Annotated in this window: 10 protein-coding genes; 3 read left to right on the top strand and 7 right to left on the bottom strand. The window is 57.0% G+C overall.

Annotation, left to right across the window (positions count from 1 at the left end):
• Positions 1 to 136: 136 nt before the first annotated feature.
• From smdB to LQ945_RS18710, 3 genes are all read right to left on the bottom strand, one after another.
• Entirely contained in the window at positions 137 to 1,915 is a 1,779-nt protein-coding gene (smdB, locus tag LQ945_RS18720; RefSeq protein WP_270101458.1) for a multidrug efflux ABC transporter permease/ATP-binding subunit SmdB, read from the bottom strand.
• Positions 1,908 to 3,683 carry a SmdA family multidrug ABC transporter permease/ATP-binding protein gene (locus LQ945_RS18715; protein ID WP_270101457.1) on the bottom strand — a complete coding sequence of 592 codons (1,776 nt, stop codon included), beginning with the start codon at positions 3,681 to 3,683 and terminating at the stop codon, positions 1,908 to 1,910. Before LQ945_RS18715 ends, smdB begins: the two co-directional genes overlap by 8 nt.
• A 97-nt stretch (positions 3,684 to 3,780) precedes the next feature.
• Entirely contained in the window at positions 3,781 to 4,242 is a 462-nt protein-coding gene (locus tag LQ945_RS18710; RefSeq protein WP_182821783.1) for an Lrp/AsnC family transcriptional regulator, read from the bottom strand.
• Positions 4,243 to 4,364: 122 nt separating this feature from the next.
• Here LQ945_RS18710 and LQ945_RS18705 point away from each other — a divergent pair, with 122 nt between their 5' ends.
• Positions 4,365 to 5,405 carry a PLP-dependent cysteine synthase family protein gene (locus tag LQ945_RS18705; RefSeq protein WP_270101456.1) on the top strand — a complete coding sequence of 347 codons (1,041 nt, stop codon included), beginning with the start codon at positions 4,365 to 4,367 and terminating at the stop codon, positions 5,403 to 5,405.
• Positions 5,406 to 5,466: 61 nt separating this feature from the next.
• Here LQ945_RS18705 and cof read toward each other — a convergent pair whose 3' ends face one another.
• Entirely contained in the window at positions 5,467 to 6,291 is an 825-nt protein-coding gene (cof, locus tag LQ945_RS18700) for an HMP-PP phosphatase (RefSeq protein ID WP_270101455.1), read from the bottom strand.
• Between the two features lie 103 nt (positions 6,292 to 6,394).
• Here cof and LQ945_RS18695 point away from each other — a divergent pair, with 103 nt between their 5' ends.
• Positions 6,395 to 8,143 carry an SgrR family transcriptional regulator gene (locus LQ945_RS18695; protein ID WP_270103006.1) on the top strand — a complete coding sequence of 583 codons (1,749 nt, stop codon included), beginning with the start codon at positions 6,395 to 6,397 and terminating at the stop codon, positions 8,141 to 8,143.
• A gap of 97 nt (positions 8,144 to 8,240) precedes the next feature.
• On the top strand, positions 8,241 to 8,939 hold the full coding sequence (gene queC, locus LQ945_RS18690) for a 7-cyano-7-deazaguanine synthase QueC (protein WP_122077502.1): 699 nt from the start codon (positions 8,241 to 8,243) through the stop codon (positions 8,937 to 8,939).
• A 35-nt stretch (positions 8,940 to 8,974) separates the two neighbouring features.
• Here the strand turns inward: queC and LQ945_RS18685 are convergent, their stop codons facing one another.
• The 3 genes from LQ945_RS18685 to ppiD form a co-directional block, all read right to left on the bottom strand.
• Positions 8,975 to 9,388 (bottom strand): acyl-CoA thioesterase, encoded by a 414-nt coding sequence (locus tag LQ945_RS18685; RefSeq protein WP_020825496.1) that lies wholly within the window; start codon positions 9,386 to 9,388, stop codon positions 8,975 to 8,977.
• A 155-nt stretch (positions 9,389 to 9,543) separates the two neighbouring features.
• Complete coding sequence (locus LQ945_RS18680; RefSeq protein ID WP_270101454.1) at positions 9,544 to 9,927, bottom strand: ComEA family DNA-binding protein; 384 nt, start codon at positions 9,925 to 9,927, stop codon at positions 9,544 to 9,546.
• A 139-nt stretch (positions 9,928 to 10,066) separates the two neighbouring features.
• Positions 10,067 to 11,950 (bottom strand): peptidylprolyl isomerase, encoded by a 1,884-nt coding sequence (gene ppiD / locus LQ945_RS18675; RefSeq protein ID WP_270101453.1) that lies wholly within the window; start codon positions 11,948 to 11,950, stop codon positions 10,067 to 10,069.
• Between the last annotated feature and the right edge of the window lie 43 nt (positions 11,951 to 11,993).

The following is an 11,993-nucleotide window of genomic DNA, read 5'->3' as shown; positions in this document are numbered from 1 at the left end:
AAAAGTTGATTAAATATTGCGCACTATTTTGGTGCGTGACGCGTCGAAAAAGTGCAGTGAAAGGGATTTAAAAAGGATCTGTGCCTGTTTGTGGTGCGTGGCGCTCAAAAAATAAGGGGGCCGTGGCCCCCTTAGATCATGCGGTTGGTATTTCTTCGCGACTGGCAGCGGCCAATTCTTCGCCCACCAGTTGCAGCTGGTACATCTGGAAATAACGCCCCTGCTGAGCCAACAGTTGCTGATGATTGCCCTGCTCGACAGCCTGACCCCGATGCAGAACCAGAATAGAGTCGGCATCCACAATGGTCGACAATCGGTGAGCGATCACCACCAGCGTGGTATGTTCACGGATCAGGCGCAGTGCACGCTGAATCGCTTGTTCAGTGCCTGAATCGATGTTGGCGGTCGCTTCGTCGAGGATCAGGATTTGTGGCGCCTGCACCAACACCCTGGCCATCGCCAAGAGCTGTTTCTGCCCCACCGACAGGTTGTTCCCCTGCTCGCCCAGCCGGGTGTGAATACCCTGCGGGAAACCACGTACCAGCTCAGCCAATTGCACCGTTTCCAGCGCCTGCCACACTGTCTCTTCACTGATGTTACGGCCCAGCGTCACGTTGGCCAGCACCGATTCGGCGATCACCACCGGATCCTGCTGCACCATTGCCACCCCCTGCCGCAACGTGCGGTGCGACAGGCAGGCCAACGGACGACCATCGAGACGAACTTCGCCCTGGTTGACCGGGTAATACCCCATCAGCAGGTTGGCCAGCGTGCTCTTGCCGCTGCCGGTATGACCCACCAGCGCCACAAACCCCCGCGACGGCACCGACAGCGAAATATGCTGCAGCACCTTTTTGTCATCGCGGTAGGCAAAGCTCAGGTCTTCAATATCGATGCGGCCACTCTCCAGCGGGCGATCGTCCGTTCCATAGCTCTGTTGACGGCGATCCATCAGTTCGAAAATACGCTCGCCGGCCACCACCGCCTGCTGCAGAATCGACTGCTGCGACGTCAGTTCGATCAACGGCTCATTCAAACGCCCTAGGTAGTTGATAAAAGCATAGAGCACGCCCACGCCAATGGTGCCCTCGCCGCTGAAGCCGAACAGCATCAGCAGGCCGCACAGCACCAGCGCCGAAAACAGGCTGAGCAGCGGACGCAACAGGAAACCATCCAGCCGCAGAGTCTGCATACGTGCGGTGTAGTGTGAACGGCTGGCGGCGCTCATGCGTTCGCCAAAGCGGATCTGCTGGCGGAACTGCTGGATCACGCCCATGCCGTTGATCACTTCGTTAAAGCCGTCGTTAATGTCTGCCAGATAGCTGCGCACCCGGCGCACAATCGGGATGCTGTAGTATTGGTAAATGCCCATCACCACAAACACCGCCGGGAAGATGCAGACTGCCACCAGCGCCATGCGCCAGTCCAGGCTGAACATCGCCACCAGCATGGCGCCAATCAGCGCAGCGCTTTTCAGTACGGTGGACACTACCATGACGTACAGGTCTTTAATCACCTCGGTGTCATTGGTCACTCGCGAGATCAACTGCCCCACCGGTTGCGTATCAAAGGCGCTAAGCGGCTGACGCAGCGCGGCGTCCATCACGTCGGTACGCAGGCGTTGAACCACCCCGACCGCGGCCTGGTTGAACAACAACGCTTGAAAATAGTGCAGTGCCGCCGCCAACAGCTCCAGCAGAATATAGGCTGCCGCCAGTCCGCAGACGATCATCAGCGGTAACTGGCCTTTAGCGACGTAGTTATCGATAAAATAACTGACCAGGATCGGCCCGGCGACTTCCGCCGCTGCCGCAACCCACAGCATCAACACCGCCAGGCCCAAAGGTTTGCGGTACGGCGATCCATAAGCCAGCAACCGTTTCAACGTCGGCCACAGCTTTTGCATCTTATTCATTGGCTAGCATCTCCTCGCCGCTTTCCGGTGCCTCATCCAGCGCCGCTTCCAGTTGCTGATAGCGGTACATATCGCGGTACCAGCCCGGTTGAGCCGCCAGAGACGCATGTTCGCCACGCTGAGCCACGCCGCCGTGTTGTATCACCAGAATTTCGCTGGCTTCGGTCAACGCCGAAAGCCGGTGCGCGCTGATAATCACCGTCCGGTTTTGTCCCCAACTGCGCAGGTTGTGCAGGATCTGATGTTCGGTTCGACCATCGACTGCCGATAACGCATCGTCGAGGATCAGGATTTCTGCATCCAGTAACAATGCACGGGCAATAGAAATACGCTGTTTCTGGCCGCCGGACAGCATCACGCCACGCTCGCCCACTTCGGTTTCATAGCCTTGCGGCAGGCGCATAATGTCTTCATGCACGCTGGCCAACTGGGCCGCACGCTCAATCTGTTCCTGCGTCGCCCCCGGATTCCCCAGCGCAATATTGTTAGCCACGCTGTCCGAGAACAAGAATGGCGTCTGGCTAACCACAGACAGTCGCGAGCGCCAGTCGTCGAGCTTCACCTGGGTCAGCGGCAGTCCCTGATAGCTGATCTGGCCATCATCCACATCAAACTGGCGCTGGATCAACGACAGCAACGTCGACTTACCGGCACCGGTCGGGCCACACAGGCCAAGCATCTGGCCCGGTTCCAGCTTCAACGTGACATTGTGCAGCGCCGGGTGATGGTTGCCAGGATAGTGGAAGGCGCGGATATCGACGGCCAGGCTGCCACGCCCCGCCGGTAATGGATGCTCGCCGTCGGTCACTGCCGGCGCTTCCTCCAGCAGGCTGCGAATGCGGCCGTATGCCGCACTGCCGCGCTCAACAATGTTGAACATCCAGGCCAGCGCCAGCATCGGCCAAATCATCAGGCCGAGGTACATCACAAAGCTGGTCAGTTGCCCAAGCGTCAGGGTGCCATTGACCACCATCCAGCTGCCACCGCCGATAGCCAACAGATTGGCGGTACCGATAGCGATGTAAATCGTCGGGTCGAAACGCGCATCCACCCGGGCTACGTGCATATTTTTGGCACCGGTTTGGGCGGCCACTTCGGCAAATTGATTGGATTGATGATCTTCCAGACCAAACGCCTTGATCATGCGGATGCTGGTCATGCTTTCCTGCGCCTGATCGTTCAGGCTGGAGAACGCCGCCTGCGCCGATTTAAAGCGCTGATGCAACTGATCGCCGTAATACTTGATAACGATCGCCATGATGGGCATAGGGATCAACGACAGCAGGGTCAGCTGCCAGCTAATTTGGGTGCTCATCACCACCAGCACCGCCAAGCCCATCACCAGCGAATCGACCAGTGTCAGCACCCCTTCACCGGCAGCGAAAACGACCCGATCGACATCGTTGGTGGCGCGAGCCATCAGATCGCCGGTACGGTGGCGCAGATAAAAAGCCGGGTTCTGGCGGCTAAGCTGGCGATAGAAATTTTCACGCAGTTCGACGGCAAGCTGATAAGACGCGCCAAACAGCAACACTCGCCATACGTAGCGCAGCAGGTACACCACCACGGCGGTGCCGAGCATCAGCCCCAGCCATGCCATCAGCACGCCGCCGGACATCTGTTTTTCGGTAATCCCGTCGACAATGATCCCCACCAGCTTGGGTGGCAACAGCTGCAGAATGGCAATGATGATCAGCAGCACCACTGCCCCCAGGTAGCGGCGCCACTCGCGGCGGAAGTACCAGCCGATTTGAGTAAATAATCTCACGCAGTTTTATTCCAGGATGTAGATGTAATAGTTTTTTCTCTCGATCTGCCTCAGCAGAGTAGGATACCACCGTTACTTTGCCAGTTTGGTGAACTTTTCACTCAGGAACCGGCAGGGCGGTGGTGTATTTGATTTTTTCCATCGCAAAGCTGGAAGTGACGTCGATCAACCCCGGTACCCCGTTCACCAGTCGCTTGTAAAAGCTGTCGTAGCTCTTCATATCCGCCACTTCCACCTGCATCAGGTAATCGTACTCCCCTGCCATGCGGTAAAATGCCAACACCTCCGGCATCTGCTTGGTCAGTTGCACGAACTTCTGATACCACTCGCTGCTGTGCTGCTGGGTTTTTATCAGCACAAATGCCGTCAGGCCCAATCCGAGCTTTTCATTATCCAGCAGCGCGACCCGCCCACGGATATAACCTTCTTCTTCCAGCCGCTTCAGCCTTTTCCAGCAAGGCGTCGACGTCAGATTGACCGCATCGGCCAGCGCCTGCAGCGGCTGGGTGCAGTCCTGTTGCAGCATGCACAGTAACTTACGGTCTGTTTTATCTAACATATCGTCAACCAGGAGAAAAATTTTCTCTCATTAAGCGATTAAACAGGAAAAATGGCAATCCTTTTTTCCCGGCGGCAGGCTATATTATGCAGCAAATAAGCCCCCTATTCTGAGACCAGACGATGACAAACTCTTGGGTTAAATATGCTATCGGTGAAATAGAAGCGGATTTCCAACGCTCCGCCGACACGCACCTGATCCGCCTGAACCTGCCTGAATTTCCCGGCGTCTGTCTGTACCTGAAGGATGAAAGCACTCACCCGACCGGCAGCCTGAAACATCGGCTGGCACGCTCGCTGTTTCTTTATGGCCTGTGTAACGGCTGGATCACCGAGAACACCACGATTATCGAGGCATCTTCGGGCAGCACCGCCGTGTCCGAAGCTTACTTCGCCCGGCTGATTGGCCTGCCGTTCATTGCCGTGATGCCTTCCTGCACGGCACGCCGCAAGGTTGAGCAAATTGCGTTTTATGGCGGCCGCTGCCATTTCGTCGATCACGCGGCGCAGATTTACGCGGTTTCCGAACAGTTGGCGCAAGAACTGAATGGCCACTATATGGATCAGTTCACCTACGCCGAACGCGCCACCGACTGGCGCGGCAATAATAACATCGCCGACAGCATCTTCCGCCAGATGTCACGCGAGCCCTTCCCGATCCCGAAACATATCGTGATGAGCGCGGGCACCGGCGGGACCTCCGCAACGCTGGGACGCTATATTCGCTATCAGGGGCACGACACGCATCTGACGGTCGTCGATCCGGAGAACTCGGTATTCTATGATTGTTTCCACCAGCGTGATCGTACCCTGATCGGCAGCTGCGGCAGCAGAATCGAAGGTATCGGTCGCCCACGCGCCGAGCCCTCGTTTATCCCGTCGGTGGTCGACAGCATGTTGCGTGTTCCTGATGCAGCCAGTATCGCCACCATTCATTGGCTGGAGACGGTGCTGGGCCGTAAAGTGGGCGCCTCCACCGGCACTAACGTGTGGGGGGCGCTGCAATTGGCGAAGCAGATGCGGGAAAACGGCGAGCAGGGTTCTATCGTCACCCTGCTGTGCGACAGCGGTGAGCGCTATCTGGATACCTACTACAACCCTGAATGGGTGAGAAACAATATCGGCGATCTGACCCCGTATCTGGCACAACTGGCAGACTTGTGATCGCGCCCGGCAGGCGAAAAAAAGCCGGGTAAGTCATACCCGGCCGGCTGCCAATAAAGCCTCATAATTCGGGGGAATAGGTGAGGTAAGGTGAACGCAGCCAATGTTGCAAATAGTGAGCCACCGCCTGCTGCTCGCAGTGGCCGATAACCTGTAGTTGTGGCAGTGAAGACTTCAGCTGCGGCAGGGCATTGCCCATCACCACGCCGTGCCCTACCGTCGCCAGCATTTCCTTGTCGTTCATGGCATCGCCAAACGCCATACAGTCCGCCATCTTCAGCCCCAGATGGCGGCTCAACGTATCCAGCGCGGTGCCCTTGTTACACCCCATCGGCAACACCTCCAGGCATTCGTAGGCAGAGAAACAGAGATCAACGCGTGTTCCAAACTGTTCTCGTAGCTGAATCTGCAGCTTAAGCAGTTCCACATGTGGTCCAACAAAGCATACCTTGCTGTTGCCGAATGCCGGTAAACGACGCACTTCGGTAAGCTGATAACGGAAGCCGCTCAGATGGTGAGCGCGCAACATTTCTTCCGGTACCGCGAACTCAGTCATCCAGCCTTCGTCACGGAAGACGTGCATGCTGGCAACCGTGCGCCAATGGGTGTGCAGCACCTCTTCGGCAATGTCGGCAGGCAAATCGGTGGCGTGAAGCTGTTGCCCAAGATGATCGTAAACCCGCGTACCGTTGCCGGTAATCAGGTAGCCCTGCAGGCCCAGCTGCGCCATGATCGGCTGCGCGTCCAGGTAGTGACGCCCGGTAGCGAAGGTGACAACCATCTGCCGTTCAACCAGTTGCTTTAGCACCGCCAGAGTTTCCGGCCCAACCCGGTGATCCGGTGTCAACAATGTGCCATCCATATCAAAAGCCGCCAGGCGATACATAAAGACCTCATGAATGTGAACGCGATTACAGTCCCTGCAGTATGAGATGGTATTTGCGGAAGTAATAGTGAACAATTCTGGAAAACTGTTCCGGATTTCCATCATGCGCCTGACCCATCGTCTCAGCCAGTATCAACGCCTGTATCAACAGCTCGGCGCTGCACCGGTGGCCATCACCATCGGCGAACTGGCAGCCCTGTTCTATTGCAGCGAACGCCATGCTCGCACGCTGGTACAACAGCTGCAGGATCATGGCTGGCTAAGCTGGCAATCACAACCCGGTCGCGGCAAGCGGGCTCGCCTGCAGTGTTTGAAAACCCCGGACGAGCTGCGCGCCGCCCACTTGCAACGCTTGCTGCATGACGGCGACCACCAGGGCGCGTTGGAAATGGCGCAGCTGGCGCCGCAGCATTTGCAGGAGTTGCTCAGCCCGCATCTCGGCGGCCAGTGGCAGGCAGGCAGCCCGACGCTACGTATCCCCTATTACCGTACGCTGGAATCTCTGGATCCACTGACCCTGACCGGCCGCGCCGAACAGCATTTGGTTGCCACCCTGCATGCCGGCCTGACGCGCTTCATTACCGGCAATCCCGAACCGCAATCCGATCTGGCCCATCACTGGCAAATCAGCCATGACGGCCTGCGCTGGCAGTTCTTCCTGCGCAGCCAATTGCGCTGGCACAACGGTGAAATGCTGACCGGCCAGCAGCTGTTGCAAACGCTGGAAAAGCTGCAACGACACCCTCGCAGCCGCCCCAGCCTGGCCAACGTTACGGCCATCAGCCTGCCGCATGCGTTGTGCCTGCAGTTTGATTTACAGCATCCCGACTACTGGTTGGCACATCGACTGGCAGAGCTACCCTGCCTGCTGACCCACCCGGAGGCCACAGGCATTGGCGCTGGCCCTTTCAAACTGACGCTGAACGAGGCGCATTTGGTACGGCTGGAACAGCATCCGTTTTACCATTTGCAGCATCCTTATCTTGAGAGCATCGAGTATTGGATCACCCCGGAGCTGCAGGTCGACGCGGCTTACACCAGTTGCCAGCACCCGGTGCGCATAACCATCGGCCGGCAGGAAGAGATGGCGCTGGCACGGCCGGTGCAACGCAGCATGAGCCTGGGCTGGTGTTATCTGGCGGTGAATTTGAAACACGGCGTGCTCAACGAAGTCCAGGGCCAAAAACTGCTGATGTTGATCCAGCAATCGGGCCTGTTGGCCAATCTGCCGGTACCAAACAGCGTCATCACCCCCAGCCACGAAATGCTGCCTGGTTGGGCCATTCCTCGGCATCAGGTCGATGATGAGGTAGCCCTTCCCGCCAAATTGACGCTGCTGTATCGGCCACCGGTAGAACTGGAAACGGTCACTGTGGCTCTGCAACAGCTGCTGGCGCGCCACGGCTGCGAGCTGGAACTGCGCTATTACGCGGGGAAACGCTGGCAAAGCGCCGAACAAATCGAGCAGGCCGACCTGCTGCTGGCGGATAACCTGATTGGTGAGTCACCAGAAGCGACTCTGGAAAGCTGGCTGCGGCAAGATACGCTGTGGCGCGGCATTCTGCCCGACGATCGCTGGCGACATCAGCAGCAGACGCTGCAGCAGATCCAACAGTTGCCTGCGCAGCAACCGCGTTATGAGCAGTTGAAAGAGTATTATCAGCAGTTGATGAGGGCGGCGATCATCACGCCCCTGTTTCACTATCAGTATCAAATCAGCGCACCGCCGCGCATTCATGGGGTTACCCTGACCGCCCATGGCTGGTTCGATTTCTGCCAGGCCTGGCTGCCGCCGCCGCTGAACTCGACCGAGCCGCTTTCCCCAGACTTAATGGGCCCGGCCCAGCGGTAACCCGCTATTTCTGCTACCATTGCTGCCGCAACGCATTTTTATCCTACCGCCCGAGTGTTCATCGGGTAGGGTCTCAGCAATAAATTGAGGTAATTTTATGAAACGCGCGGTTGTCGTTTTCAGCGGTGGACAAGATTCCACGACCTGCTTGATTCAGGCATTGCAACAGTACGACGAAGTTCACTGCGTCACCTTCGATTACGGTCAGCGCCATCGCGCCGAGATTGAGGTGGCTCAAGCGCTGTCGGTAGCCCTCGGGGCCAAGGCGCATAAGCTGCTGGACGTTGGCCTGCTCAATGAACTGGCGATCAGCAGCCTGACCCGTGACAATATCCCGGTTCCGGCTTACGGCAGCACCGAAGCCAACGGGTTGCCGAGCACCTTTGTGCCGGGCCGTAATATTCTGTTCCTGACGCTGGCGGCGATTTATGCCTACCAGGTCGAAGCTGAGGCGGTGATCACCGGCGTTTGCGAAACCGATTTTTCCGGTTATCCCGACTGCCGCGACGAATTTGTCAAAGCGCTGAACCAGGCAATAGTGCTGGGCATCGCCCGCGATATCCGTTTTGAAACGCCACTGATGTGGCTGAACAAGGCTGAGACCTGGGCACTGGCAGATTACTACCATCAGTTGGATCTGGTTCGGCAGGAAACCCTGACCTGCTACAGCGGTATTAAAGGTGATGGCTGCGGTGAATGTGCCGCCTGTCACCTGCGCGCCAACGGCCTGAAGCAATACCAAATCAACAAAGCGGAAGTGATGGCGAGCCTGAAACAGAAGACCGGCCTGGTCTGAGTGAATAACGGCGGCAAACATTGCCGCTCGTTGCTTTACCCTTCTTCCGACAGCGTGAGCACCTGAAGGTGTTCGCGCAGTTGCCCTTCAATCGGCAACGCCCGCTGAGTTTTCAAATCGACGCAGACGAAGGTCAGCATCGCATCCGCTACCGGTGCCCCCGTGGCATCCTGCGTCACCTTTTGGCTCAGCACGCCGCTTTTACCGTTGAGCTGCACCATCTGGCTGTCGATGCGCAGCTTGTCCCCCAGCACCGCCGGCGTGCGGTAATTGATATTGATATTGACCACGATAAAGGCGATGTTGTTTTCCGTCATCCAACGGAAGCCTTCCTGGTTCTCCAGCCAATCCCAGCGCGCCTCCTCCAGAAATTCGAGATAGCGCGCATTGTTAACGTGTTGGTAAACATCGAGATGATAACCACGAACTTTGATAAAGGTCTGGTGCATAGGGAACGGCCGCTCCTGCCTGGTGATTACAGAAATAAGGAGCCGCTGGCGGCTCCTTCACTCGTTTGGTCAAATCGCCAAACTGGTAAGACCTGTAAAATGTAGCAGAGGAAAAAGGGCTGCATGGGCACTTTGCCACGCAGCCGTGACCGATATCACATTTTGAGCCGAGCACGGTTCCTTTCAAACAGTGCCGGCCCAATGCCTGGCACCTCCTGTAGCTGCTCAATCTGTGTAAAGGGACCATTTTGCTCACGGTAGCGCACGATGCTCTCCGCCTTCTTCAGCCCTACGCCCTTCAACACGCTGGCCAACTGCTCGGCATCAGCCTGATTGATGCTGACCGATGCCTCATCATGGGCGGCAGCTTCAGCGCCTTGTTCAGCATTCACCGTCGGCGCTGATAACACCGTCTGTGCGGCAGGCCTCTTTTCCTCAGCGGCAGCCGATGGCCCGGCCAAACAGATCAGGGCCGCTGTCAGCAGGACCTTGAGGCTGAACCCATACCCGTTAACCGCTTTTATTTCTGTAAGTTGCATGCTGTATCCTCCTTGTGTTTAACAGCAAGCTCACCTTGCCGCAGCCAGGGAACTTCAGCAATTGGCGGATAGCAGATATGGAAAAGGCCGCGAAAGCGGCCTTTTAGCATTACATTGCGTTGCAGAAAACTGCGGTGCGTTACTGAGGCTGTTGCTGCTCAGCGGCACCCATGGTGATTTTGGCTTCTTTGCGCAGGCTGGCCAGCAAAGAGTCAAAGGAGACGCCCGTCGCGCCTTCTTCCATTTTGCTGACGAAGGTTTTCATTTCTTCCGCCGACAGGCTGCCTGGCGTCACCGCATCAAGTGCAATCAGCACCACGTTGTCCTGGCGGTCTTGCGACATGCCGTAAACCGGTTTGCCTTCCTGCGGGTGCGGCAGCGCGAACACGCTCTGCACCAGCTGGCTGTCTTCCGGCGCACGCGCCATCTTCTGTACGCTGCCAAAGCTCAGGCCGGCCGCTTTCATCGCTTCGTCGCCCTTACCCTGCTTCAGCTCAACCAGCAGCTTCTCGCCCTGCAGTTTCGCTTCCTGTTCGGCTTTGTTGCGCTTGACCAATTCCGCCACGCGATCTTTGACCTGATCGAACGGCTCAATGCCTTCCGGCTTGTGGCCTGATACGCGGATCACGAAAGCACGGTCACCATCAACGGTGATCACATCGGAGTTGCTGCCCGGAGAGCCGCCTTCGCCAATCAGTGAACCATCGAAAATCGACTGGACGACAGGTTTGAAGTTCAGCGCAGCCGGAATGTTGTCGCGGGTGAACCAATCGGTCTGGGCTGCTTTCACACCAGCGGCTTCTTCGGCTGACGCCAGAGATTCGTTATCGCTGGTTGCCGCTTCACTCACCTTTTGCTGCAGCGCGTAATACGCGTCTACCGCCTTCTCCTGCTTAACCAGCTTGGCGATGGCATCACGCACTTCGCTAAGCGGCTTCACTTTTTCCGGCTCGATGTCGTTCAGACGTACGACCAGATAGCCCACAGAGGACTTCACTGCACCGGAAAGCTGGCCTTTTTCGGTCAGGTTAGCCTGTTTCAGCTCGTCTGCCGTGGTGTCCGGCTCCAGCCAGCCCAGCTCACCGCCGGTACGGCGTGAGATGATGTCGGTGGATTTTTCTTTCGCCAGAGTGGCGAAATCGCCGCCTTTTTTCAGTTCGTCCAGCACCGCATTGGCTTCCGCCTCGGTTTTCAGCTGGATCACGCTGTAATTCTTGCGCTCAGGCTGGCCGTAGCTGCTTTTGTGCTGGTCGTAATAGGCGCTGATATCCGCATCGGCTACCGTCACCTTGTCTTGCATCGAGGCGGCGTCCATCGGGATATAGCTTACCTTGACCTGCTCTGGCGCAATAAAGCTGTTCTTGTTCTGGCTGTAGTAGTCTTTCAGCTCGTCGTCGGTCACGGTTTGCTTGGCCTGCAACGCTTTCAGATCCAGCGTAGCCAGGCGCACATCGCGCTGCTGCAGCACCAGTGACGTCATTCCTTGCGCTTCGGTTGGCAGGATGAAACCTGACTCGCCGAAGGCCTGGATCACCTGCTGGTTAACCAACTGCTGACGCATTGACTGCGCAAAGTTATCGGCGGTGTAACCCATGCGGCTAATCAGATCGAGATATTTGGCATTATCGAACTGGCCGTTTGTCTGGAAGTAAGGCGCTTTACGGATGGCTTCTTTCACCTGATCGTCACTGACGCTCAGGCCTAATTTCTTGGCATATTGGTCCAGCAGCATGTTGTCGATCAGCTGTGACAGTGCCTGATGGCGCATCTGCTGCATATAGCCTTCGTTGCCCGCCAGTACGGAGAACTGGTCACCCAACTGTTGCTGCATGCGGCTGCGTTCGCTTTGGAAAGCTTGTTCCAGCTGAGCACGCTCGATCACCTGGCCATTGACCTTCGCTGCATAATCACCGGCACTCCCCTGATAGCTGACCACCCCTGTCAAAAGAAATGACAAAATGATCAAGCCCAGGATGATTTTGAGCACGACGTGATTAGCTGCCGCGCGTAAATTGTCCATCATAGTGTGACAACACTCCGCTGTGATGTGGATTAAAAACACCCTT

Source organism: Serratia liquefaciens, from assembly GCF_027594825.1.
Lineage (GTDB): Bacteria > Pseudomonadota > Gammaproteobacteria > Enterobacterales > Enterobacteriaceae > Serratia > Serratia liquefaciens_A.
This window is presented reverse-complemented; position numbering and strand designations above follow the sequence as displayed.